Source organism: Kitasatospora sp. NPDC127111 (genome assembly GCF_042677465.1).
In the GTDB taxonomy this organism is placed as follows: domain Bacteria; phylum Actinomycetota; class Actinomycetes; order Streptomycetales; family Streptomycetaceae; genus Kitasatospora.
The window spans coordinates 1-22941 of record NZ_JBHXTG010000054.1 but is presented as its reverse complement, the minus strand read 5'-3'; the positions used below and the strand labels follow the sequence as shown (position 1 = coordinate 22941).

Sequence of the window (22941 nt, the reverse complement as noted above, 5' to 3'; positions counted from 1 at the left end):
CCGGGACCGAACGAGGGCCGGGACCGGACGAAGGCTGAGCGGGGCTGACCCTCAGCCGAAGCGCGTCAGCTTCCGCTTCGCCGCCCGCCGCCACACCGCCGGCAGCTCGCGCCGAGCCGCCTCCCCCGCCGCCAGCTCCCACCCGTACAACACGCCGTACCCGAACGCCTCGCCCGACTCGTCCGCCCGCCCGCGCAGGGCGGCCGCCGCGACCACCGCGTCCTGGTGCTCCCCGAGCACGTCCTGCACGGCCTTCATCCGCTCGACGTACCGCTCCGCCGCCCGCCCGGCCACCGGCACCGCCGTCTCCCCCGCGTACCGGGCCCGCTTGGCCGCCTTCCGCGCGTCGTGCAGCGCCTCGTCCCGCCCCGCCCCGCCGTCCAGCGCCCGCCGCACCCGCTCCGCCGTCCGCCGCTGCTCCCGCGCCGCGACCCGGGCCAGCTCCGACCCGGCGGCCCGCCCCGCCCGCCGGCGCAACGGCGGGTCGTCGAGCAGCGCGGCCAGCCCGTCCGCCAGGGCGCGCCGGCGCGGGCTGTCCAGCGCCGCCAGCACCTCGGGCCAGACCCGGCGGTACTCGGCCCGCCCCCACCGCTCCAGCTCCGCCGCCACCCGGTCCGGCCCGCAGTCCTCCGGCAGCTCCCGCGCCCGCGCGACCAGCCGCTCGCCCAGCACCTCCCGGTCCCGGGCCCGCCCCAGCGCCGAACCCAGCCAGCGCAGTTCGGCCACCAACTCGTCGGTCGCCCCGGCGGCGAACAGTCTCCGGTACGTCCGCAGCGCGCTGCGCAGCCGGCGGCTGGCCACCCGCATCCGGTGCACCGCGTCGGGCTCGTCCGCCCGCACGGCCCCGTCCAGCTCCACCAGTACGGCCGCCTGCGCCCCGAGCCGCTCAAGCACCACGGCACCCACCGTGCCCTCGCCCGCACCCATCCGCGCGCACACCCCCTCGTCGGGGCCTTCGGAACGCCTCCCAGGCTAAGGCGTGTCCGGACGATCCGCGTCGGATCAGCGCGCGGCGTCGGGCGCGGGCACCGCGTGGCGGAGGAGGGAGTGGTGCGGTCGGGGCACGCCCGCGGCCCGGGCCGCGGGGGCTCCCGCCCGGCGGGGAATCGTTGGGGCCCGCCTCGGCCCGCCGGACGCCTTCGGGTACGTCAGTGCGGAGGTACGGAACGGGCCGTGTCCTCGCGCCGACCGCCCGGGCGGGCCGGGCCGTCCACTCCCGGCCAACCTCCGACGCGCCCTCGTGCGGGATGTAAGCGTCGTGGCATACTCCGGGGCGTGACGACTTCCACCCCTGCGACGAGGGCCCTGCGGGCCGCGGTGTTCACCGCGCTCGCCGTGCCGCTGTCCGCGCTGGGCCAGGTCGTCATCACCGGTCGCCCGCTGCCGCTGAACCTGGTGGCCGCCGCGACCGCGGTCGTCTTCCTCGTCGCGGCCGCCCTGGCCGGCCGGGAGCGGCGGCTGCTGCACATCTCCGCCGTGCTGGTCCCGGTGGAGCTGCTGCTCAACACGACGTTCAACCTGGGCCAGGCCGGCTGTGGCCCGGTGCTCGGGGCCGACCACGTTCCGGCCCGCGGCATGAACCTGCTGGTGTGCGGCGGCGGCTCGGTGGACGGGTCGTTGCTCTCGGGGCAGTTGGGGCACGCCGGGCCGGTCGCGCCGGCAGTGACCCAGCTGCTGGTCCTGCTGGTGCACCTGCTGGTCGCCCTGGCCGCGGCGGTCTGGCTGCGGCTGGGCGACGCCGCGCTGTCGGGCCTGGCCCGGGCGCTGCGCGCGCTGCACGAGTCGCTGGCGGCGCCGCTGCGGGCGCTGGTCGTACTGCTGGCCCCGGCGCCGGTCCGGCCGGTGCTGCGGGTGCCGCTGCCGGCCTCGGACCGCCCGCGGCCGCGCCGCGAGGACGTGGTGCTCAGCCCGGCGCCCCGGCGTGGTCCGCCGGTCCTCGCGCCTGCCTGCTGACGCCCCGCGTCCGTCACCTCCCCGCTCCGCGGCGGCCGACGTCCGCCCGCGCAGGCAGCGCGCACGACTCCCGCGTTCACCGACCGAGCCCCCTCGTCCCCGCGCACGCGCCGGCGCCCCGCGCCGCCACCGCGCCGAGGCGGGCGCCCCCGCGCGCACCCGCGCGCCGCTCAACGGAGTTGACCCACCATGGCCCAGACCAACAGCACCAACAGCAGCAAGCAGCCCACCCGCAAGCAGTCCGAGCGGATCAGCGCCCGCCAGCGGATCCAGGAGGCGCAGCGCCTGGAGCAGGCGGCCGCCAAGCGCCGCCAGCGGATCGTGGTCGCCGTCTCCGTCGTCGCCGTCCTCGCCCTGGCGGGCGGGGTGACGGTGGCGATCACCGCGGCGGGTGACGACAAGTCGTCCTCCGCGGGCGCGGCCGCGGAGCCGACCGCGCTGGTCGTGCCGGCCAACGCCGGCGGCCCGGACAACACGGTGATCACCTACGGCAAGGCGGACGCCGCCCACACCCTCCAGGTGTTCGAGGACTTCCGCTGCCCGGTCTGCAAGAGCTTCGAGGCCACCAACGGAGACACCGTCAAGAAGCTGGTGGACGACGGCACGGTGAAGGTGGAGTACCACCTGGCCGCGTTCCTGGACAAGAACCTCGGCGGCCGGGGCTCGCGCACGGCGCTGGCCGCCGCCGGGGCCGCGCTCAACGAGGGCGTCGACAAGTTCAAGCAGTTCCACGACGTGCTGTACGCCAACCAGCCCGAGGAGCGCGAGGACGGCTTCGGCGACGTCAACCACCTGCTGGAGCTGGCCGACAAGGTGCCGGGCCTGAAGACGGACGCCTTCGTCAAGGCGGTCACCGACCGCACCTACGCGCCGTGGGCGAAGAAGGTCGCGGACGCGTTCAACGACAGCGGCGTCACGGGCACGCCGACGGTGAAGCTGGACGGCAAGCCGATCACCCTGTTCTCCGGGAACCGCGCGGTGACGCCGGAGCAGTTCACCGCGCAGGTCAAGCAGGCCGCCGGCCTGCAGTGAGCACCACCGGCCCGGCCGAAGTCCCGGCCGGGCCGGCCCTTCCCACCCACCGGAGTGCTCTGCGATGACCGCCCCGACCGCTGTGAACCCCTCCGCGAACCCCTCCCGTCCCGCGAGCGCCGACGCCGTCCCGCCGGGCGGCGCGCCGGTCGGCGCGAGCCGGGCGTTCTCCCTGTTCCTGTTCCTCGGTGCGCTGATCGGGCTGGCCGCCTCGGCCGTCCTGACCTTCGACAAGCTGCGCATCCTGGAGAACCCGTCGTACGTCCCCAGTTGCAACCTCAATCCGGTGATCAGCTGCGGTTCGGTGATGCGCACCGAGCAGGCGGAGGTGTTCGGCTTCCCGAACCCGCTGATCGGCCTGGCCGCGTTCGGCGCGCTGGCCGCGGTCGGGGCCGGGCTGCTGGCCGGTGCCGCGTACCGGCGCTGGTTCTGGCTGGGCCTGCAGGCGGGCACCCTGCTGGGTGTCGTCTTCGTGCACTGGCTGATCGACCAGGCGCTGTACGAGATCGGCGCGCTCTGCCCGTACTGCATGGTGGTGTGGGCGACGGTGGTGCCGCTGTTCTGGTACACGACGCTGCACAACCTGCGGACCGGGGTGATCCCGGTCGGACCGCGGCTGGGCGTGGTGGTGCGGGAGGCCGCCCGCTACCACTGGGTGCTGCCGGTGCTGTGGGCCGCGGTGATCGCCCTGCTGATCCTCAACCGGTTCTGGTACTACTGGTCGACCCTCCTCTGAGCCCCGTCGGCCGGAATCCCGGTTTCTCCGGGTAACCCGGGGCAGTTCGCCCGGGATCGAATTGATGGAGCGTCACCCCGCGCCTACGCTGTGCAATTTCACTGTTGGATGGCGCGTCTAACAACAGATCACGAAACATAACGGTTGCATCACCTCGCATCCGAACGGATTGCCACGGCAGGTCCGGCCTCGCCCCTGACGCACGCCAACTCACCTGAGCATCAAGCGTGTTGACGGTGACTCAGGCCGGACCTGCCGGTGGTTGAAAGGGTTACATCTTCGCAGCGGGATAACGGGCATTCAGCGACCGGCGACCCCTCTGGCAGGATTCCGGCCACTCAATCCACCAGAGGAAGGGACGTGGGAGCACCATGCACCGACGTCGCATGTCCCGCCGCAAGAAGGCGTTGATGACCGCGACCGCCGCCGCGCTCTCCGGCGGCCTGCTGTTCGGCCTCGGCGCCTTCGCCCAGGCCGACCTGGTCAGTGGCACCGTGATCGCCGGCCAGGGGAACTACAGCAGCATCAACCACCGCGACCGGCCCTCCGTGTCGGCCCGGATCAGCGGTACGTCGCGGATCGGCGAGAAGGTCCCGATGTCCTGCCGGACCACCGGCGACACCGTGGAGAACAACCCACGCTGGATCCGCTCCGGCTCGTTCTACATCGCCGACGCCTTCATCAAGGAGAACACCAACAGCCTGCCGGTCTGCGGCTCGACGACGCCCACCCCCAACCCCACGACCACGTCGGCGACCAGCAGGACCCTCCCGATCACCATGCAGAAGCAGGTCAAGACCCAGTGGTGCTGGGACGCCTCCGGCCTGACCATCGCCAACTACTGGGGCCGCACCGGCGTCAGCCAGGACGACTTCTGCCGGCTCGCCGCCCAGGGCACCTGGGTGAACTGCAACAACCAGCCCGCGACCCTGGAGGACATGGCCAACGGCCTGGCCCGGCTCGGGCTGGCCAACAGCGGGCGCAGCCTGTTCCGCAACGCCTCGTTCACCGAGTCCTCCGCCGAGATAGCCGCCGGCCGCCCGTTCGGCGTCCGGATCGGCTGGCGCACCGGCGGCGGGCACATGAACGTCGTCTACGGCTACGACAGCGCCACCAACATGATCGCCGTCGGCGACCCGTGGCCGAGCACCCAGACCTACACCTGGTGGAACTTCAACACCTACGTGAACAACAACTCGTTCCAGTGGACCCACTCGCGCATCGGCATCCAGGGCTGAGGAGACGACCGACCATGCAGCTGATCCGACGCTCCGCCCGCCTGCTCGTCCGCGCCGCCGTCGTCGCCACCGCGACGCTCGCCGCCACCCAGTACGGGGCCCTGGCGGCCCTGGCCGCCGACGGTGACGGCATCGCGGGCTACCAGTCCGCCCAGCAGGTGCTCCAGAGCAGCCAGGTCCGGGACGCCGTCTCCCGGTTCCTGGTCGCGGCCCCGAAGGCCAACCCGGGCAACCCGAACAGCCCGGGGGCCGCGGCCAACGCCCCGGCCAGCTCCGCGGCCGACGGTGGCGCCGTCGGCGCTCCCGGGAACCCGCCCGCGGCGGTCGCCGCCCCGCCCCGGTTCGACCTCAAGGACCCCGTCCCGGTGTTCGAGCTCAGCGCCGAGTTCGTCGCCGGCAAGGCGCAGGCGACCCCGCAGACCGCGCTGCGGCTCACCTACCTGGCCTCCCGGGTCACCGCCGCCGACGGCCACCAGGCCGCCGTGCTGCTCTCGCCCCAGGGCAACCCCGCCCCCGCGTCGGGCGACGGCACGCGGAACGTCGGCGCCGAAGGCTGGCAGCTGGCCGGCATCCGGGACGGCGACACCGAGGTCGGCCTCGCCGAACGCGGCACCCCGCAGGCGCGCACCTTCACCGAGCCGCAGATCCACGCCTGGTACCGGATCACCGCCGACGGCATGGTCGAGCCGCTGAACGAGGAGGCCAACAGCGGCCTCGGCGGGCAGCGGAGCATCACCCTCGCCGCCTACCAGAAGCTGGTCTCCGCCCGGTACGGCGACAAGCTGCCGGGCTCGGACTACGACCGCAAGGGCCTGGCCGGCGGGTTCGCCGGTCTGACGGACGGCCGGCCGGAGCAGGCCGCCGCCGGGGAGGGGGCCACCGGGGAACCGGCCGGGGAACGGATCGCCGGAGCCGCGACGGCCGGGCCCGACTGGCAGCCCGTCGCACTCGCCGGGGCCGCGGCCCTGGCCACGGCCGGCGGCGCCGCGCTGTACCACCGCCGCCGGCGCGGCTCCGCCACCCGCTGACCCGAGCGTCACGCCGCCCGGCGCCGGTCCATCCGCAGCCACGGACCGACGCCGGGCTTCCTCACGCCCGCGTGAACGGGCCGAGCGGCTGCGACCGGAGGTTCCGGCGCCGGAAGCCGGCGGCACCGCTGGCGCCGGTCAGCCCCCACTCCCGCATCAGCCGCTCCACCGTGCACCTGGCCACGTCGAGGCCCTCGCCCCGCAGCTGGGTCCAGACCCGGCGCGCGCCGAAGGTGCGGTTGCTCTCCTCGTAGGCCCGGCGGATCTCGGCCAGCAACTCCGCGTCCCGCACGGCACGGGCCGAGGCCGGCCGGGAGCGGGCGGTGTAGTACGTCGACGGGGGGATCCGCAGCGTGCGGCAGATCCGCTCGACCCCGTGCGACGTCCGGTACGCCTCGATGAACCGGATCAGCGCGGTCGTCGCGGGTCGAGCTCCCGCGTGAAGAAATCCGAGGCCTCCCGGAGTATCTCGTTCTCGTGCTCCAGCTCCCGGATCCTCCGGCGCAGCGCGGCGACGTCGCCGCTCGCCGGCGGCTGCGCCGCACGGCCGGTCCGGGGTGCCGGCGGCACCTGACCCGTCGGGTGCTCCAAGGTCATCCACTGCTCCACATCTCTCGGGGGCCCTGCCACGGCACCCGGGACAACCGTGTGGTCGGTGCCGCGCACGGCCCTGGGAAGGGCTCGTCACCGCGTGATCAGAGCTTGGTGATCAGGACGCCGCCGGACGCCCGGCCGTTCCCTGACCGGTCGTGAGCACGGTCGGCCCGGGGCCGGCCCGCCCGACGCGTCACCCGAAGACGGCCCGCCGGTAGGCGTTGCGGAGGTCGGTGAGCGGCTGGAACTCCCGGTCGTAGTGGACCTTGTTGGTGAGCAGCAGCGCCCAGCGGCCGAGGCGGCGGGAGATCCAGATCCCCGTCCCGGTGAAGCCGTAGTGGACGAAGGTGCCCTCGGCGGGGTCGGTGCCGGCGGCGCAGAGCCAGGAGAGGCCGCGGGCGGGGGCCAGCCCGCCGGTCTGTTCGCGCAGCGATTCGGCGATCCAGGCGCCGCCCCAGGGCAGGCCGGCCGGCGGGTCCAGCAGCGCGGTGAGGAACCGGCCGAGGTCGCGGGCGGTGGAGAAGACGCCCGCGTTGCCGGAGACGCCGCCGAGCAGCCGGGCGGAGGGGTCGTGGACGACGCCGCGCAGGGCCGCGCCGGCCTCCTGTTCGTACTCGGTGGGCGCGGTGCGCGCCGTCCCGGCCGGCCCGAGCGGGCCGTACCGGGTGTCGGTCATGCCGAGCGGCCGCCAGACCTGGCGGGCGGCGAGCTCGTCGAGCGGGGCGCCGGCCAGTGACTCGACCAGGTGGCCGAGCAGCACGGCGGCCCGGTCGGTGTACTCGACGGCGGTGCCGGGCGGCCGGCGCAGCGGCGCGGCGAGCACGCCGGCCAGGATCGCCGCCCGGTCCCGCCCGTAGAGTTCGGCGAACCGGGTGCGCAGCGGCATCCCCGCGGTGTGGGTGAGGAGTTGACGGGCCGTCACCACGCCGGTCGGCTGACCGGCGGCGGCCGGCCAGTAGTCGCCGATCGGGACGTCGAGCGGGAGCCGGCCGGCCTGCCAGAGCGCTCCGGCGCAGGGCCAGAGGGCGACCACCTTGGTGACGCTGGCCAGGTCGAAGACGGTGTCCGGCCCCATCTCCAGCCGCCCGTAGGGCCCTTGGCCGAGGACGCCGACGCTGCCGCCGCCCCGCCGGCCGCCGGCGTCGCCGACGGCCCAGACGGCGCCGGAGCCGACCGCGGGCAGCCCGGCGGCGACCAGCCGCGCCAACTCCCCGCCGGGAGCGGCGAGAACGGCCGGCGGGGCGGGCGCCGGAGTGGCTCGCGTCGGCTCGTTCATGCCCTGCTCCCGCCCCCGCGGCCGCCCGTCGGCCGGTCCGCCGGGAGCCTACCCAGCGGGCGCCGGGTCAGACGGCGGGCGCGCCGCCGAACTCCTTGCCGAGGCAGATGCTCTGCGGGTGCTCGCGGTAGATGCCGAACTTCTGGATCGGCGCGTACCCCTCGGAGGAGTAGAGCGCGACGGCCTCGGGCTGCTCGGTGCCGGTCTCCAGGATGAACCTGGTCCGCCCGGCCTCGGCGGCGGTGAGCTCCAGCCGGCGCAGCACCGCCCGGGCGAGGCCGCGGCCGCGGGCGGCGGGGACGACGAACATCCGCTTCAGCTCGGCGTCGCCGTCCCGCAGCCCGTGCGGGCCGGCCTGCTTGGCCCGCCAGCCGCCGCAGGCGACCGGCGCGCCGTCGAGGTAGGCGATCAGGAAGAGACCGGCCGGCGGGTCGAAGTCGTCGAGGTTCATCTCGGTGAGATCGGCGTCGCCGTAGCGGCGGACGTACTCCTGCTGGACCTCCGCCGCGAGGTGCTGGGCGTCCGGGTGGCCGAAGCCGGTGGCGCGGATCTCTATGCGGTCGCCCTTTCCGTCCCGCAGGACGAAGCCGCCCGGGTCGCCCTTCTGGGCCGTGGTGCTCTCCATGACAAGAGAGCCTACGGCCAGGGGTCAGCGGGCCTCGAACCGGGCGACCAGCTCGTCCTTGCCGAACATGCGGGCGGTGTCGACGGCGGACAGCGTGCCGGCCCCGGGGTCGGCACCGCCCTCCAGCAGCGCGGTGACCACGTCGTCGGCGCCCTTGAACACGGCGCCGGCCAGCGGGGTCTGCCCGCGGTCGTTGGCCCGGTCCGGGTCGGCGCCGCGCGCCAGCAGGGCGGCGACGGTGGCGGCGTGCCCGTGGTAGGCGGCGAGCATCAGCAGGGTGTCGCCGCGGTCGTTGCCGAGGTCGGCGGGCGCGCCGGCGTCGACGTAGGCGGCGAGGGTGTCGGTGTCACCGGCCCGGGCGGCGTCGAAGAGCTTGCCGGCGAGTGCGATCACCTCGGCGTCGGGGGCGTCGGCGGGCTGCTGGTTGGCGGCGTCGGTCATGGCGGGCCTTTCTGCTGCGGTCTGAGGTCCCGGTGGCCGGGATTCCTGCGGTGGGTCGCGCCCGTCGCACGGTAACGGCCGGGACGGGTGTGATCCAGCCGACGTCCGGATGGCGGATGACGTCCGGACGCGCGGCGGCCGCGGCACTCCCCCGCACGACACGCGGGCGGGAGGGTTGCGCAGCCGTTCGAGCGAACTTCCCGGCACCCCCGGAAGCTTCCCGCCCGCCCGCCGGGAATGCCTCGCCGCGTCGGACGGAAGCCGCCCGCTGCCCCGATCGGGGGCGGTTCGCATACCTCCGCCCGGCACCCGGAGCGGCATCGGCCGGGGAAACCACCCATTTGCACCGTTCCATCATCTATTACTTTTTGTCACGATTGTGGCACTTTCCGTGACACCGTCCCTGTCCCCCTCCCCGAGGAGCAGAACGTGATCCTCTCGATTTCCGGCATCGTCCTGTTCGGCACCATCGCCTTTCTCTTCTTCCGCCGGGACGGACTAAAGGTCTCCCACGCGATCGTCTGCGCCCTCTTCGGCTTCTACGTGGCCGGCTCCTCCATCGCCCCGAGCATCACCGCCGGCGGCGCGAGCCTGGCCAGCCTGCTCGGCGGCCTCAAGTTCTAGCGCCGCCACTCCCCCGTACGGGCCCGGGCGCGGATCCCACCGCCCCGGGCCCCGTCGTACCGCCGGACCCCAGCCGGACACCCCACCCCTGAACCCGACCGTCCCACTCGCCCGGGGAGCCAAGGAATGCCGATCAACCGCCATCTCAGCCGGGGCCGCGAACTGGCCCGCACGGCCGGCGACCACGCCTCCGACATGTTCGCGCCGCTCACCGTCATCGGGCGCGGGCTGCGCCAACACGTCGCCTGGACCAAGGACCGCTGGCAGGCCACCCCGAAGGAGCGGCGCGGGCCGACGGTCTTCCTGGTCGCCGCGATGCTCCTCGGCATCTACCTGCTGCCGCACGGCCTGCTCTTCGCCCTGGTGGCGCTGATGGCCAGCGCCGCCTGGGCCGGCCGCGCGCCCAAGGCCGCGCCGGCGGCACCCGAACCGGACGTCGCCGACGTCAAGCTGTCCGCCCTGTACGCGGCACTGACCCCCTACCTGGGCGGACCGGAGGAGCTCAGCCCGCTCTACCGCCACGAGGGCAGCTACAAGGACGCCTTCCGGGCGTGGGAGTTCGACGGCGAGGGGCGGCTCTCCCGGCTGGAGCTGGCCTACCCGGCGTACTTCACCGACACCGAGCCGGTCGCCCGGGCCCGGATCGAGCAGGTCGTCCAGGGCAAGGCCGGCCGGGCCCGGGAGTACCGCTTCGACTGGGACGAGGAGTCCAACAAGCTGCGGATCGCCGCCCTCGCCCCGCTGCCCACCGACATCGCGGCGCAGCGCTTCGTCGCCGCGCCGGGCGAGGTCGTCCTGGGCTTCACCGACGAGGACGGCAGCGCCCGCACCATCCCGGTCAGCCAGGGCGGGGCGGTGGTCCAGCAGCCGCCGGTGGTCTGGCGCACCGGGCCGCGCTCGGCCGAGCCGCACCTGCTGGCGCTCGGCGTGACCGGCTACGGCACCTCCAGCCTGATCCGCTCGATCGCTCTCCAGGCGCTCCCGTTCGGCGACCTGGTCGTGATCGACGGCGCGGGCACCGGCGAGCACGCCTGTCTGGTCAACCGGCCCGGCGTGCACACCGTGGAGACCAGCCTGCACGGCGCGCTGGCCGCGCTGGAGTGGGCCGCCCAGGAGACCGAGCGGCGGCTCGCCGCGCTGAACGCCGCCCGGCACGTCGGCGCGGCGCCGCCGGAGGACGTCACCCGGCCGCTCTGGCTGCTGCTCGACCACCCGACCGAGCTGAGCGAGCTCGCCCACGCCGAGGGCCGGCCGGACCCGCAGGACCTGCTGGAGCTGCCGCTGCGGCACGGCCGCGCCGCCCGGGTCACCGTGGTGATCGCCGACGACGTGGAGGCCCGCGACCGGATCACCCCGACCGTCCGGGCCACCACCCGGGCCCGGGTGGTGCTCGGCCCGGCCGGCCCCGAGGAGGGGCACGCCGCACTCGGCGCGCCGCTGGACATCGTGCCCGCCGCACACGCCCCCGCCGGCCGCGGCTACGCCCGGATCGGCAACGGCGCGCCGGTGCGCCTCCAGGTGCCGGCCACCGTCGACCCGCTGGACGAGGAGGCGCCCGCCCAGCTGCGGGACGCGGTGATCGCCCTGCTGCCGCACCGGGACACCCGCACCGAGGCGGCCGCGCCGGTCGACGTCCCGCCGCGCCCGGCCGGCCCGCCCCCGGCGCTCCCGGTCGGACTGGACCCCGAACCCCGGTCGGCCGCGGAGCCGGGCTCCGTGGAGCTGGGCAAGGAACACGCCCCCCTGCGCTTCCGCCCGCTCGCCTGAACGGGCTACCGGGTGAGTCGTCAGGATGACGCCCGCCTCCCGGGCGGACCGCCACCTCGACGACTCACCCTGCACGAACGGGGGCGGCACACCGCTCCGGAACCGGTCCCGGTACGCTCGTGTCGGAAAGGCCGACCGATCACCAGATGTGAAATAGGTGACACCTGGGGTGATATCACCGACCAGATGTGACAAATCGGGCGTCGGTGGGTACAAACAGGGGCGGCACGACAGACGACGCATGTCCCGGGACGGGAATCTTCGTCGGAAGCCGAGCGTTGACCGAACGACGAAGAACAGCGACCACTAGTCCTGTGGGCCATAAGCCCGGGAGGCACGATTCATGAGCGAGCGAGCTCTCCGCGGCACGCGACTCGGGGCCACTAGCTACGAGACCGACCGTGGTATCGATCTGGCTCCCCGCCAGACCGTCGAGTACGCATGTCAGAACGGACACCGATTCGAGGTTCCTTTCTCGGTCGAGGCGGAGATCCCCTCGGCGTGGGAATGCCGCTTCTGCGGCCAGGAAGCCGTACTTCTCGACGGTGACGAGCCGGAGGAGAAGAAGACCAAGCCCACGCGCACCCATTGGGACATGCTGATGGAGCGCCGGACGCGCGAAGAGCTGGAGGAGGTGCTGGCCGAGCGGCTGGCCGTGCTCCGCTCCGGAGGGATGAACCTCGCGGTGCACCCGCGGGACACCCGCAAGAGCGCCTGAGCCCGCCCCCGCCGCCCGGCGGGAGCACGCGAAAAGGGACCCTGGCCACCAGGGTCCCTTTCGCGTTGCCGGGCCCGGGTCACGTCGCCGGGCCCGAGCCGTGCCACCGGGGTCGGGTCACCGGGCCCGGTCGTCGCCGGGCCCGGTCATCGGCTCAGCCGTTGACCTCAGCCGTTGATCGGCGGGCGGTAGGTGGCGTCCGGGCCCTGCGGGCCGGTGCCCGGCTCGACCACCTCGCCCTGGATCACCTTGCCGTCCGGGCGGTGGATCCGCAGCTGCTCCTGCAGCCGCATCGCGTCCGCGAACGGGTCGGTGCCGACGGCGGAGGTGCTGCGCAGCGCCTTCTCGGCGAAGCGCCGCCCCGCCGCCCGCCACAGCGCCCGGGTGGGCGGGAGGAGCAGGGTGAGCGCGAGGACGTCCGAGAGGAAGCCCGGCACGATCAGCAGCAGGCCGGCCAGCACGGTCAGGCTGGTGCCGGTCTGCGGCTGCCGCGGCTTCGGGTCCCGGCTCTGGTCGATCGCCGCCGAGAACGCCTTCAGCCCGGCGCGCTTGATCAGCGAGCCGCCGATCAGCACGCCGGCCAGGAGCAGCAGCGCCACGGTCAGGCCGCCCAGCCACGAGCCCACCTGGACCAGCAGCCAGATCTCCAGCACCAACCACGCGGTGATCAGCAGCGGCAGCACCCGCCGGAGCTTTCCGCGCGGGGCGGGACGGTCGGGGGTAGCTTGCTGGGTCACGGTACGAATCCACTCCATGCGGTGCTCTGCGCGCCGCACGGGAGGTCCGGGCCGGCTACGGCACCACCTGGTCCAACGGTCGGACGCCGGCCGGTGTTCCGGGGCCGGGCCCGCCCCGAGCCGGAGCACCGGACCGGGAGGGCCCGGAGCCGAGCGGGCGGTCCACCGCGCGGTCCACCCCGCGGCCCGGCCGGCGGGTCACCCGGCGGGTCACTCCGCGAGCGGGCGGGTCGGCCGCCGACGGCCGACCAGGACCGCCGCGCCGCAGGCCAGCAGGCCGCCGACGGCGAGCGTCCACTCCGGCACGGCGCCCAGCCGGTCCGCGACCGTGGTGCCGTCGCGCAGCGGGACGACGGCGGACAGCTCGGCGGCGGTCAGCTCCTCGGTGCGCTGCCGCACCGTGCCGTCGGGGGCGATCACGGCGCTGATGCCGCTGGTGGCGGCGATCAGCACGGCCCGGCCGTGCTCCACGGCGCGCAGCCGGGACATCGCGAGCTGCTGCTCGGGCTGGCCGGTCTTGGCGTAGGTGGCGTTGTTGGTCTGGACGACCAGCACCCGGGCGCCCTGGTCGACGGTGTCGCGGACGATCTCGTCGTAGGCGACCTCGAAGCAGATGACGTCGCCGATCCGGGCCGGGCCGAGCTGCATGACGCCGTTGTGGTCGCCGGGGTAGAAGTCGCGGGCGACCCGCTGCAGCCGCGTGATCACCTTCATCAGCTGCGCGCGGAACGGCACGTACTCGCCGAACGGCACCGGGTGCTGCTTGGTGTACGAGACGCCGGGGCCGGTCTTCGGGTCCCAGACGATGCCCTCGTTCTGCACGTGCTGCTCGTCCGGGCCGTCCACCAGGGTGCCGACCAGGGTGGGCACGCCGATCGCCTTCACGGCGTCGTCGATGCGCCGGAAGGCGAGCGGGTCGCTGAACGGGTCGAGGTCGGAGGAGTTCTCCGGCCAGATCACGAGGTCCGGCTTCTCGGCCCTGCCGGCCTTGATGTCGGCGGCGAGCTTCTCGGTGGCGGCGGCGTGGTTGTTGAGGACCATCATCGGGCGGCCGAGGAAGTCCATCCCGGGGTTGGGCACGTTGCCCTGGATCACCGCGACCTTGACGGTGTCGGCCGCCGCCGTGGGCACCGGCACCAGGTAGCCCGCCAGCAGCGCGGCGACCGCGCCGAGCGCGGCCAGCGCGGCGGCCTTCGGCGCCCGGCGGGGCCCGCGCAGCCGCAGCGCCGCCCAGCCGAGCAGCGCGCCGGCCAGCGCGACCGCGAAGGTCACCAGCGGGGCGCCGCCGATCGCGGCCAGCGGCGTGAACGGGGTGGCGGTGTTGGCGAAGGCCAGCCGGCCCCACGGGAAGCCGCCCAGCGGCAGCCGGTCACGGGCCCACTCCTCGGTCACCCAGAGGCAGGCCGCCCAGAGCGGCCAGCCGGGCAGCCGGGAGGTCAGGGCGAGGCCCGAGCCGAGGACGGCCAGGAACAGCGCCTCGATGATCGAGAGCCCGATGGTCGCGTCCCAGCCGACCACCCGCAGCCAGCTCAGCAGCAGCAGGAAGAACGGCAGGCCGAAGGCGAAGCCGGTCCAGGCGGCCTGCCGGAGGGTGCGGCCCCGGGTGAGCAGCGAGAGCGCGGCGACACCGACCAGCGACAGCGGCCAGAGGTCGAACGGCGGGAAGGCGAGCGCGAGCAGCAGCCCGGACAGCACGGCCAGCCCGGTGCGGGGCAGACCGGCGCGGACCTTGGCGCGGGCCCGCGCCCAGCGCCCGCGCGCGGGCGCCTCGTCGGGGCTCTCGGGCGCGGTCCCGGACCGCTCCTGGGTGACGGGCATGGCCACCGGCGCACCATCTCTACTCGGCGCCGCCTCGCGGGGGTACGGGCGGCTGTTCGGACGCTGTCCGAAGAAGGTACCCCGGAAAGACACCCGCCCGTGAGGTGAGGGTGCTCCGGGCCGGATCACCGCGGGTGGTAGCGGACCTCGCCGAACGGCCAGGCCTCGGCGAGCCAGCCGGAGACCGTCCGGTACAGCACGGCGTCCAGCTCGGCCCGGTCGGCGCGGACCCAGGAGCTGACGGCGATGACGGACGGGTCGTCGCGGTCGGGGCAGATGTAGACGCAGCCGACCACGGCCTCGCCCGAGGTCTCCAGGACGGTGTAGGCGAAGCCGCGGCGGTGCCCGAAGTCGTCGGCGTGCCGGCGCAGGTCGGCGAGGTTCTGCTCGGGGGTCATGCCCCCGGCCGGCGGCCAGCCGCCGGTGAAGCCGGCCGTCGCGCGGATGTGGTCGATGCTCGACGTCCAGGCCGCGAGGTCGGACGCGTTGTGCTGCTCGCCGAGGGGCTCCAGACGGAACCCCTCGGCGGTGAGCGTGCGGGGGACGGTGAAGTCGGCGGGTACCAGTTCGGTGCTCATGTGGCTCGACCTAGAGCCGGCGGGCCCGCCGGCTCACCGGGTTCTCACTCCGCGGCGAGGTGGACCGTCCGGCCGCGGACCACGGTGCGCAGGCAGGTCGGGAGCGGGCGGCCGGGGGTGAGGTCGGGCAGGCCGGGGGTGCCGGAGCGCGGGTCGGTGGACCAGCCGGCCACCCGGGAGTCGGGGGCCTGGACGACCAGCTCGTCGGCGGCCCAGATCGCGTAGCTGGCGACCGCGCCGGGGACGAGGACGCCGTCCTGGTCGCGGCCGAGCGCGCGCCAGCCACCCCGGGTGTGAGCGGTGAACGCGGCGCGCACGGAGATCCGGTGCTCCGGGGTCCGGTGGAAGGCGGCCGCCCGGACGGTGCCCCACGGGTCGAGCGGGGTGACCGGGGCGTCCGAGCCGAAGGCCAGCGGGACACCGGCCCGCAGCAGCGCGGCGAAGGGGTTCAGCGCGGCGGCGCGCTCGGCGCCCAGGCGCTGGACGTACATGCCGTCCGGGCCGCCCCAGGCCGCGTCGAAGGCCGGCTGGACGGAGGCGGTCAGACCCAGCTCGGCGAAGGCCGCGATGGACTTGTCGTCCAGCGCCTCGGCGTGCTCGACCCGGTGGCGCAGCGCCCTGACCCGGCCGGCGCCGACCCGCTCACCGGCCGCCCGGACGCCGTCCAGGACGGCGGTGATCGCGGCGTCGCCGATGGCGTGGAAGCCCGCCTGCAGCCCGGCCTCGGTGCAGGCGGCGACGTGGTCGGCGACCTGCTCGGCGCTCAGGTAGGAGGTGCCGGTGTGGCCGGCGTCGGCGTAGGGGGCGTGCAGACAGGCGGTGTGCGAGCCGAGCGCGCCGTCGACGAAGAGGTCGCCGCCGGCGCCGACCGCGCCGAGCCTGGCCGCCGTCTCGATCCCGCCCAACTCGCCCCAGTAGCCGAAGACTTCGGGGCCGTCGTGGTCGGCGGCGAGGGCCAGCAGGGCGGCCAGGTCGGCCTCGGAGGAGATCTCCGGGCCGGCGCACTCGTGCAGCGAGCCGATGCCGAGTTCGGCGGCCCTGGTGAGGGTGGCGCGCTGGGCGCGGCGGCGCTGCTCCGGGGTGAGGTGGGCCAGCGCGGTCCGCCGGACGGCGTGGTGGGCGTCGCGGGTGAGCGGGCCGTCGGCCGAGTGGCCGGGCTGGTCGGCGAGGCCGGCGGTGAGCGCGCGCAGGGCGGTGGTGGCGAGCGCGGAGTGCACGTCGGTGCGGGACAGGTAGACGGCGGCGCCGCCGGCGGCCGCGTCCAGCTCGGCGAGGGTCGGCGGGCGGCCCTCGGGCCAGCCGGTCTCGTCCCAGCCGTGGCCGATGAGCACGCCGCCCGGCTCGTCCTGGGCCGCGACGAAGGCGGCGACGGCGTCCAGCGCGGCGGCGAGCGAGGGGCTGCCGGTCAGGTCGAGGCCGGTGAGCGCCAGCCCGGTGGAGGTGGCGTGCACGTGCGCGTCGACGAAGGCGGGGGTGACCAGCGCGCCGTCCAGCTCGACGATCTCGTCCGCCGTGCCCGCGTACGCCTCGGCGGCGCCGTCGCTGCCGACCCAGGCGACGTGCTCGCCCTCGACGAGCATCGCGGTGGCGAAGGGGTCGGCGGGGCTGTAGACGGCACCGCCGCGCAGCAGGACGGTCCGGAGGGTGCGTTCGGTCATGGGCCTAAGTCTGCACCCCGTCGGACGTGCTCGGAGCTTCGGGGGCACACCGTCGGACACCTGCTCAGAGCTTCGGGGGCCGTGCCTCGTAGGGGGTGGAGAGGACGACGGTGGTGCGGGTGGAGACGCCGGCCGCGCTGCGGATCCGGGCCAGCAGGTCCTCGAGGTCGCCGGGGGCGCCGACGCGGACCTTCAGGATGTAGTTCTCGTCCCCGGCGACGCTGTGGCAGGCCTCGATCTCGGGCAGCCCGGCGAGCCGCTCGGGGGTGTCGTCCGGGGCGCTGGGATCGAAGGGCTTGACCGAGATGAACGCGGTCAGCGCCAGGTCGACGGCGTCCGGGTCGATGATCGCGGTGTAACCGCGGATCACCCCGCGCTGCTCCAGGCGCCGCACCCGCTGGTGCACCGCCGAGGTGGACAGGCCGGTGGCCTTGCCCAGGTCCGTGTAGCTCATCCGGCCGTCCTCGAGGAGCAGCTGGACGATGCGTTGGTCGAGATCCTCCACAAGGCGCAAACCTACCCCGTCGGGGGCGTGGCCGGTGCCACGGGTGGAGCGCGCGGTGGCACGGGTGGTGCCCCGGGGTGCCGGGCGGGCATGTGCCGGGCGAATGTGGCGAAGGACACACCGCGTGCATCACAGTGCACCGGCCTGCAGGGTTATGACCCCGCGTCACAGGGAAGTGCTGGTTGTGGCCCCGGGCGACCACGCCGGGCCCGATCCGAGGGGGATCACCATGCGTGCAACTGACCAGCAGTCGCTGAGCGCCGACGACACCCACGATATGACCGGCCGCGACGACCTCGCGGTCCCGAACGGCCCCGCGCCGGGGGTCGACCCGGGCGAGGCCGACACCTGGGAGATCATCCGGGTGCACTGCCCCGAGTGCCGCCGCCCGATCGCCCTGGTCGGCGACGAGGAGCGGCTGCCGCAGCACGCCGTGCTGCCCACCGCCTGGCACCCCTTCTCCCCCGCGCTCTGCCCGGGCTCGGGCGCGCCGGCGGACGACCTGGCCGAGGTGGAGCCGTCCGAGGAGACCGCGGCGGACGGCCTGGCCGCGCTGCTCGCGCTGCCGGCCGAACTCGACTGGCGGCGGCAGCCGTTCTCGCACGCCGTGGCGCACCGCCCGGTGCGGGTGGCGGCCGGCACTCCGGTCATCCCGCAGCAGCGCGGCCGGCTCGTCCGGCACTGACGACGCGATCCGGCCGGGCGGGCGCCCGGCCGGGACACCGACGGGCGTCACTCCGCACCCTGGAGTGACGCCCGTCGGCCGTTGTGGGGGCCGGGCCCGTCGGCCCGGCCCGTCGGCCCGGCCCTCGGTTCAGGCCCTCGGCTCAGCCCTTGGTGAGGTGGCGGCCGATCACCAGTCGCTGGATCTGGTTGGTGCCCTCGACGATCTGCAGCACCTTGGCCTCGCGCATGTAGCGCTCGGCCGGGAAGTCCTGGGTGTAGCCGTAGCCGCCGAGCACCTGGACGGCGTCGGTGGTCACCCGCATCACGGTGTCGGTGCAGAACAGCTTGGCCATCGCCGCCTCCTTGGAGAACGGCCGGCCCGCGTCGCGCAGGCGCGCGGCGGACAGGTAGAGCGCGCGCCCGGCCTCGATCTGGGTGGCCATGTCGGCGAGCATGAAGGACAGGCCCTGGAAGTCGGCGATCGGCCGGCCGAACTGGCGGCGGGTGCGGGCGTAGTCGACCGCGAGGTCGAGCGCGGCCTGGGCGACGCCGATCGCGCAGGCGGCGATGCCGAGGCGGCCGGAGTCCAGGGCGGCGAGGGCGATCTGGAAGCCCTGGCCCTCGGCGCCGATCAGCCGCTCGCGGGAGACCCGCGCGCCGTCGAAGTGCAGCTGGGCGGTCGGCGAGGACTTCATGCCCATCTTCTGCTCCGGCGGGGCGGCCGAGAGGCCCGGCACCGTCCCGGGCACCAGCAGGCAGCTGATGCCGCGCGGGCCCGGCTCGCCGGTGCGCACCAGGGCGCTGTAGAAGTCCGCCTGCCCGCCGTGGGTGATCCACGCCTTGGTGCCGCTCACCACGTAGTCCTCGCCGTCGAGGTCGGCGCGGGTGCGCAGGGCGGCGGCGTCGGAGCCGGACTGCGGCTCGGACAGGCAGTAGGCACCGAGCTGCTCGCCGGAGAGCATGCCGGGCAGCCACTCGGCCCGCTGCTCGTCGGTGCCGAAGGTGGCGAGCGCGTGGCAGGAGAGGGTGTGCACGCTGACGCCGAGGCCGACCGCCAGCCAGCCAGCCGCCAGCTCCTCCAGGACCTGCAGGTACACCTCGTAGGGCTGGTCGCCGCCGCCGTACTTCTCCTCGTACGGGAGGGAGAGCAGGCCCGCCTCGCCGAGGGTGCGGAAGACCTCGCGGGGGAAGCGGCCGACGGCCTCGTCCTCCGCCGCGCGCGGCTGGAGCTCGCGCTGGACCAGCTCCCGGGTGAGGCTCAGCAGCTCGCGGGCCTCCTCGGTCGGCAGCTGGCGGTCCACGGCTTTCGCAGGGGAGGGGGTCATGGCGGCTCGTCGCCTCCTCGTTCGGGCGGCGGACCCTGGTGTGTCGGGCCCGACGCGGGGTGTGGCAGGTCGGCCCGACCGGCACCGGGTTGCGGTGAACGGCCGTTCACGTACGTGGCGATGCGAGTATGCCCGATCCCGGCGCCGCCGTCACGACCTGCGAAGAATCACTGTCCGTATCGGCGTGCGGGCCACCGTAGGGTGGCCGTTGTGGCTCCTTCCGAAACCTCCGAATCCTCGTCCGGCGCGGGAACGGGCGTTCCCGTTCCGGCGCCCGCCGCGGACCTGACCGCACCCGCCGCGGACCTGACCGCGTTCGCCGCGGAGCTGAGCGCGCTGGCGCCGTCCTGCGGACCGGTGCGGCTGGTCGCGGTGGACGGGCACGCCGGGTCGGGCAAGACCACCTTCGCGGGCCGGCTGGCCGCCGTGCTCGGCGGCGCGCCGGTGGTCCACCTGGACGACCTCGCCACCCACGCCGAGCCCTTCGGCTGGACCGAGCGGCTGCGCGACCAGGTGCTGGAACCGCTGGCGGCCGGCCGGGACGCCGAGTACCGGGTGTACGACTGGACGCTGCGCCGGTTCGCCTCGACGGCCGCGGTGCCGCTCGCGCCGGTGGTCCTGGTGGAGGGGGTCGGCGCCGGGCGGCGCGCGGTGCGGCCGTGGCTCGCCCGGCTGGTCTGGATGGAGCTCGCGGCCGAGGACGCGCGGCGGCGCGGCGAGGAGCGGGACGGGCCCGCGCTGGCGGAGTTCTGGGAGGGCTGGGCGCGGGCCGAATCCGCGCATTTCGCCGCCGACCCGAGCCGCCCGTACGCCGGGACGACGGTGGACGGGGTGACCGGCCGGATCTCGCCGAACACGGTCGGTGAACCTTCAACAAGCGCTTGACCTGCGACGTTGTCACGAATTAGGTTCGGACCAGTTGCCGAACCCACTGATCGCGCAACCAAGGACACGGCACCCCCGGCTTGTTCCCCCGTGAGCCGGGGGTGTCGTCCTCTTCCCGGGCGGGCGGCCCCTCCGCCGCCGATCGCGGCCGACTCCGCGCGGCACCCTTCCGGATCAGCGCCACGCCGGTACGATTTCTGGAGGCGCACAGGCGCCCCGGGGGCTTCCGACCACCGGCCGGCTACTCCGCAGACCGATCCGCCGGCCGAGCCCCGTGGCACACCGCGGGGGGCGTGTAGTGACGACGGTGGACAGTTCCGACAGCAACAACGCGGGCGGACCGGCCCCCAACCGGCTCGCCGACCGCGCCTGGCTGCGCGCCATGGACGCCTACACGGCGGGGGCGTACGCCCGCGCGGAGGAGGAGTTCCGCGCGGCCGTCCGGCTGGACCCCGGCATGGCCGACGCCTGGCTCGGCCTGCACGCCCTGCGCAGCGACACCTCGGGCGCGCTGCTCGCGATGTACCGCCATCAGAAACGTTTCGGCGAACAGCGCAGACGCCACCGCAGGCCGCTCAGTTCCTGGTACTGGCTGGGCTGGTGGGTCCAGCCGGTGCTGGAGGACACCCGCGACCTCGCCCTGGCCCACGCCTCGCACTGGCTGGACGGCCGCCATCTCGCCGAGCTCGACCAGGCGTTGGAGCAGTGCCCGGACCCGGCCGACGACCCGTCGGCGCGCTTCCTGCACGCCTGCCGCTCCTACCTGCTGAAGGACTGGGAGCAGCTGATCCGGGACACCGACCGGCTGCTGGACGACCCCCTGCTCGGCATCGAGGCCGGACTGTTCGCCGGCATGGCCCGGGTGCGGCTGGACATGTGCGCGCAGGCCCAGGCGCCGCTGGCCGCCTCGCTGGCCCGCTGCCGCTCCGAGCAGCCGCAGCGCAAGGAGCTCCGGTACTGGCTGGCCCGGGCGTACGAGGGGGCCGGGCGCAGCGCCGCCGCGTTACCGCTCTACCGCGCGGTGCACCGGGCCGATCCGGCGTTCATGGACACCGCGGCGCGGCTCGCGGCGATCTCGGCCGAGGACGGCCTGGTCGACGGGCTGCTGGACACCCTGGCCGCCGGGGGCCGCCCGGCGGGGGCGGCGGCCGGCGAGGAAGGCCTCGGCGACGAAAGCCTCGGCGAGGAAGGCTTCGGTGCCGGGGGCTTCGGCGCCGAGGAGGCGGACGCCGTGGGCGCGGAGGCCTCGGCGTCGGGGGCCACCGCCATCGGAGCCCTCGATGCCGAGGCGTTCCCGGACGACGCGTTCCCGGACGACGCGTTCCCGGACGACGCGTTCCTGGCCGACGCCCTCCCCGCCGACGGCGCCGGGCCGCCGGACCCCGCCGACCCCGGTGACCTCGCCGACCTCGCCGATCCCGCCGACTCCGCCGATTCCGCCGGTGACGACCCGGCGGAGGCCCTCCCCGGTCCGGCGCGCCGGGACGGGACGGCCCAGGGCAAGGCGCCCCGGACGGGGACCGATCCGGGTGACCCGCCCCTGGAGGAACCCGCGGAGAGCCCGGGCGACGGCCGCACCCCCGGGCCGCCGCTGGCCGCGGGCGAGCGCACCGGCCCGGCCGGCCCGCCCGCGCTGCCCGCCCCCGTCGCCGGGCCGGCGCCGGCCCGCGGCCTGGCCCTGCCCCGGGTGGCGAACGCCTTCGCGCCCGCCGAACACGAGGACGGCGCACAGGAGTTGGACGAGGCGCTGGCCGAACTCGCCCGGATGGTCGGACTGGAGCCGGTCAAGCGGCAGGTCCGGGCGCTCTCCGCGCAGCTGCGGATGTCCCGGCTGCGGGCGGCGCAGGGCCTGCCGGTCCAGCCGCCCAAGCGCCACTTCGTCTTCTCCGGCCCCTCCGGCACCGGCAAGACCACTGTGGCCCGCATCCTCGGCCGGGTCTTCCACGCCCTCGGCCTGCTCTCCGGCGACCACCTGGTCGAGGCCCAACGCGCCGACCTGGTGGGCGAGTTCCTCGGCCAGACGGCGGTCAAGGCGAACGACCTGATCGACTCCGCGCTGGACGGCGTGCTCTTCATCGACGAGGCGTACAGCCTCTCCAACTCCGGCTACAGCAAGGGCGACGCGTACGGCGACGAGGCGCTGCAGGTGCTGCTGAAGCGGGCCGAGGACAACCGCGACCGGCTGGTGGTGATCCTGGCCGGCTACCCGGAGGGCATGAGCCGGCTGCTCGCCACCAACCCCGGCCTCAACTCCCGCTTCACCACCCGGGTCGACTTCCCCAGCTACCGCCCCGGCGAGCTGACCGCGATCGGCGCGGCGCTGGCCGGCCGGGACGGCGACGACTGGGACGAGGACGCCGCCGAGGAGCTCGCCAGCATCTGCACCCACGTGGTCCGCGAGGGCTGGATCGACGAGCTCGGCAACGGCCGGTTCATCCGCACCCTGTACGAGAAGTCCTGCGCCTACCGGGACCTGCGGCTCTCGCTGCTGCGCGAGCCGCCGGGCCGCGAGGACCTGGCCACGCTGCGGCTGCCGGACCTCGTCCAGGCGTACGGGGAACTCATCGACGGCCGGGGCTGACCGGCCGGCCACCCGTCCCGGAGCCGCCCCGGACCGGCCGGCCCGGACCCGAGGCGCCCCGGAGCGGCCGGCCCGGACCCGAGGCGCCCCGGAGCGGTGGCTCGCAGCGGTGGCGGGGAGCGCCGGCCCGCAGCGGCTGCCGTCCGTCCGCCGGCC

23 protein-coding genes and 1 other annotated feature are annotated in these 22941 nt (G+C 75.1%); of the genes, 11 read left to right on the top strand and 12 right to left on the bottom strand.

What is annotated here, in order from left to right; genetic code table 11:
- Positions 1-51: 51 nt before the first annotated feature.
- Positions 52-897: a CHAD domain-containing protein gene (locus tag ACFVHB_RS27685; RefSeq protein WP_380327639.1), complete on the bottom strand. Its 846-nt coding sequence runs from the start codon at positions 895-897 to the stop codon at positions 52-54.
- A 378-nt stretch (positions 898-1275) separates the two neighbouring features.
- Between ACFVHB_RS27685 and ACFVHB_RS27680 the strand changes: the two genes are divergently transcribed.
- The 5 genes from ACFVHB_RS27680 to ACFVHB_RS27660 all read left to right on the top strand — a co-directional run bounded on the left by ACFVHB_RS27680 (position 1276) and on the right by ACFVHB_RS27660 (position 5987).
- Positions 1276-1953, top strand: coding sequence for a hypothetical protein (locus tag ACFVHB_RS27680; RefSeq protein WP_380327637.1), 678 nt, complete (start codon positions 1276-1278; stop codon positions 1951-1953).
- 189 nt (positions 1954-2142) lie between these two features.
- Positions 2143-2985, top strand: a complete 843-nt coding sequence (locus ACFVHB_RS27675) for a thioredoxin domain-containing protein (RefSeq protein ID WP_380327635.1) — start codon at positions 2143-2145, stop codon at positions 2983-2985.
- A 64-nt stretch (positions 2986-3049) separates the two neighbouring features.
- Positions 3050-3721 (top strand): vitamin K epoxide reductase family protein, encoded by a 672-nt coding sequence (locus tag ACFVHB_RS27670; RefSeq protein WP_380327633.1) that lies wholly within the window; start codon positions 3050-3052, stop codon positions 3719-3721.
- Between the two features lie 371 nt (positions 3722-4092).
- Complete coding sequence (locus ACFVHB_RS27665; RefSeq protein ID WP_380327631.1) at positions 4093-4959, top strand: papain-like cysteine protease family protein; 867 nt, start codon at positions 4093-4095, stop codon at positions 4957-4959.
- Positions 4960-4973: 14 nt separating this feature from the next.
- On the top strand, positions 4974-5987 hold the full coding sequence (locus ACFVHB_RS27660; protein WP_380327629.1) for a hypothetical protein: 1014 nt from the start codon (positions 4974-4976) through the stop codon (positions 5985-5987).
- A gap of 61 nt (positions 5988-6048) precedes the next feature.
- Here the strand turns inward: ACFVHB_RS27660 and ACFVHB_RS27655 are convergent, their stop codons facing one another.
- The 5 genes from ACFVHB_RS27655 to ACFVHB_RS27635 form a co-directional block, all read right to left on the bottom strand.
- Entirely contained in the window at positions 6049-6279 is a 231-nt protein-coding gene (locus tag ACFVHB_RS27655; protein ID WP_380327627.1) for an IS3 family transposase, read from the bottom strand.
- Between the two features lie 45 nt (positions 6280-6324).
- Positions 6325-6441 (bottom strand) — a sequence feature (AL1L pseudoknot).
- Complete coding sequence (locus ACFVHB_RS27650; protein WP_380327625.1) at positions 6396-6584, bottom strand: hypothetical protein; 189 nt, start codon at positions 6582-6584, stop codon at positions 6396-6398. (Overlaps the previous feature by 46 nt.)
- A 190-nt stretch (positions 6585-6774) precedes the next feature.
- Positions 6775-7857: a serine hydrolase domain-containing protein gene (locus tag ACFVHB_RS27645; RefSeq protein ID WP_380327623.1), complete on the bottom strand. Its 1083-nt coding sequence runs from the start codon at positions 7855-7857 to the stop codon at positions 6775-6777.
- A gap of 67 nt (positions 7858-7924) precedes the next feature.
- Positions 7925-8482, bottom strand: coding sequence for a GNAT family N-acetyltransferase (locus ACFVHB_RS27640; protein ID WP_380327621.1), 558 nt, complete (start codon positions 8480-8482; stop codon positions 7925-7927).
- A gap of 24 nt (positions 8483-8506) precedes the next feature.
- Positions 8507-8923 (bottom strand): ankyrin repeat domain-containing protein, encoded by a 417-nt coding sequence (locus ACFVHB_RS27635; RefSeq protein ID WP_380327619.1) that lies wholly within the window; start codon positions 8921-8923, stop codon positions 8507-8509.
- 429 nt (positions 8924-9352) lie between these two features.
- Here ACFVHB_RS27635 and ACFVHB_RS27630 point away from each other — a divergent pair, with 429 nt between their 5' ends.
- The 3 genes from ACFVHB_RS27630 (at position 9353) to ACFVHB_RS27620 (ending at position 12032) form a co-directional block, all read left to right on the top strand.
- Positions 9353-9547 (top strand): hypothetical protein, encoded by a 195-nt coding sequence (locus ACFVHB_RS27630; protein WP_359963678.1) that lies wholly within the window; start codon positions 9353-9355, stop codon positions 9545-9547.
- 126 nt (positions 9548-9673) lie between these two features.
- Entirely contained in the window at positions 9674-11314 is a 1641-nt protein-coding gene (locus ACFVHB_RS27625; protein WP_380327617.1) for a hypothetical protein, read from the top strand.
- Between the two features lie 343 nt (positions 11315-11657).
- Positions 11658-12032: an RNA polymerase-binding protein RbpA gene (locus ACFVHB_RS27620; RefSeq protein ID WP_030396357.1), complete on the top strand. Its 375-nt coding sequence runs from the start codon at positions 11658-11660 to the stop codon at positions 12030-12032.
- Between the two features lie 167 nt (positions 12033-12199).
- Here ACFVHB_RS27620 and fxsA read toward each other — a convergent pair whose 3' ends face one another.
- The 5 genes from fxsA to ACFVHB_RS27595 form a co-directional block, all read right to left on the bottom strand.
- Entirely contained in the window at positions 12200-12769 is a 570-nt protein-coding gene (gene fxsA / locus ACFVHB_RS27615; protein WP_380327615.1) for an FxsA family membrane protein, read from the bottom strand.
- 210 nt (positions 12770-12979) lie between these two features.
- Positions 12980-14587 (bottom strand): apolipoprotein N-acyltransferase, encoded by a 1608-nt coding sequence (gene lnt, locus ACFVHB_RS27610; RefSeq protein ID WP_380327613.1) that lies wholly within the window; start codon positions 14585-14587, stop codon positions 12980-12982.
- A 125-nt stretch (positions 14588-14712) separates the two neighbouring features.
- Complete coding sequence (locus ACFVHB_RS27605; RefSeq protein WP_380327611.1) at positions 14713-15165, bottom strand: GNAT family N-acetyltransferase; 453 nt, start codon at positions 15163-15165, stop codon at positions 14713-14715.
- 44 nt (positions 15166-15209) lie between these two features.
- Positions 15210-16823, bottom strand: a complete 1614-nt coding sequence (locus tag ACFVHB_RS27600; protein ID WP_380327609.1) for an amidohydrolase — start codon at positions 16821-16823, stop codon at positions 15210-15212.
- A gap of 64 nt (positions 16824-16887) precedes the next feature.
- Complete coding sequence (locus tag ACFVHB_RS27595) at positions 16888-17328, bottom strand: Lrp/AsnC family transcriptional regulator (protein WP_045694655.1); 441 nt, start codon at positions 17326-17328, stop codon at positions 16888-16890.
- A 229-nt stretch (positions 17329-17557) separates the two neighbouring features.
- On the opposite strand from ACFVHB_RS27595, the gene ACFVHB_RS27590 reads away from it, so the two are divergent.
- The gene (locus ACFVHB_RS27590; protein ID WP_380327607.1) at positions 17558-18013 is read left to right on the top strand and encodes a hypothetical protein; all 456 of its coding nucleotides are present in this window, start codon (positions 17558-17560) and stop codon (positions 18011-18013) included.
- A 142-nt stretch (positions 18014-18155) separates the two neighbouring features.
- On the opposite strand, the gene ACFVHB_RS27585 is transcribed toward ACFVHB_RS27590, so the two are convergent.
- Positions 18156-19319 carry an acyl-CoA dehydrogenase family protein gene (locus ACFVHB_RS27585; RefSeq protein ID WP_380327605.1) on the bottom strand — a complete coding sequence of 388 codons (1164 nt, stop codon included), beginning with the start codon at positions 19317-19319 and terminating at the stop codon, positions 18156-18158.
- Between the two features lie 285 nt (positions 19320-19604).
- Here ACFVHB_RS27585 and ACFVHB_RS27580 point away from each other — a divergent pair, with 285 nt between their 5' ends.
- On the top strand, positions 19605-20204 hold the full coding sequence (locus ACFVHB_RS27580; protein ID WP_380327707.1) for a uridine kinase: 600 nt from the start codon (positions 19605-19607) through the stop codon (positions 20202-20204).
- A 307-nt stretch (positions 20205-20511) separates the two neighbouring features.
- Positions 20512-22785: an AAA family ATPase gene (locus ACFVHB_RS27575; RefSeq protein WP_380327603.1), complete on the top strand. Its 2274-nt coding sequence runs from the start codon at positions 20512-20514 to the stop codon at positions 22783-22785.
- The last annotated feature ends 156 nt before the right edge of the window (positions 22786-22941 follow it).

Excerpts from the sequence above, each read along its gene's own strand:
- ACFVHB_RS27675 (WP_380327635.1), top strand. The coding sequence starts at position 2,143 with ATGGCCCAGACCAACAGCACCAACAGCAGCAAGCAGCCCACCCGCAAG.
- ACFVHB_RS27670 (WP_380327633.1), top strand. The coding sequence starts at position 3,050 with ATGACCGCCCCGACCGCTGTGAACCCCTCCGCGAACCCCTCCCGTCCC.
- ACFVHB_RS27665 (WP_380327631.1), top strand. The coding sequence starts at position 4,093 with ATGCACCGACGTCGCATGTCCCGCCGCAAGAAGGCGTTGATGACCGCG.
- ACFVHB_RS27660 (WP_380327629.1), top strand. The coding sequence starts at position 4,974 with ATGCAGCTGATCCGACGCTCCGCCCGCCTGCTCGTCCGCGCCGCCGTC.
- ACFVHB_RS27650 (WP_380327625.1), bottom strand. The coding sequence starts at position 6,584 with ATGACCTTGGAGCACCCGACGGGTCAGGTGCCGCCGGCACCCCGGACC.
- ACFVHB_RS27645 (WP_380327623.1), bottom strand. The coding sequence starts at position 7,857 with ATGAACGAGCCGACGCGAGCCACTCCGGCGCCCGCCCCGCCGGCCGTT.
- ACFVHB_RS27640 (WP_380327621.1), bottom strand. The coding sequence starts at position 8,482 with ATGGAGAGCACCACGGCCCAGAAGGGCGACCCGGGCGGCTTCGTCCTG.
- ACFVHB_RS27635 (WP_380327619.1), bottom strand. The coding sequence starts at position 8,923 with ATGACCGACGCCGCCAACCAGCAGCCCGCCGACGCCCCCGACGCCGAG.
- ACFVHB_RS27625 (WP_380327617.1), top strand. The coding sequence starts at position 9,674 with ATGCCGATCAACCGCCATCTCAGCCGGGGCCGCGAACTGGCCCGCACG.
- ACFVHB_RS27620 (WP_030396357.1), top strand. The coding sequence starts at position 11,658 with ATGAGCGAGCGAGCTCTCCGCGGCACGCGACTCGGGGCCACTAGCTAC.
- lnt (WP_380327613.1), bottom strand. The coding sequence starts at position 14,587 with ATGCCCGTCACCCAGGAGCGGTCCGGGACCGCGCCCGAGAGCCCCGAC.
- ACFVHB_RS27605 (WP_380327611.1), bottom strand. The coding sequence starts at position 15,165 with ATGAGCACCGAACTGGTACCCGCCGACTTCACCGTCCCCCGCACGCTC.
- ACFVHB_RS27600 (WP_380327609.1), bottom strand. The coding sequence starts at position 16,823 with ATGACCGAACGCACCCTCCGGACCGTCCTGCTGCGCGGCGGTGCCGTC.
- ACFVHB_RS27590 (WP_380327607.1), top strand. The coding sequence starts at position 17,558 with ATGCGTGCAACTGACCAGCAGTCGCTGAGCGCCGACGACACCCACGAT.
- ACFVHB_RS27585 (WP_380327605.1), bottom strand. The coding sequence starts at position 19,319 with ATGACCCCCTCCCCTGCGAAAGCCGTGGACCGCCAGCTGCCGACCGAG.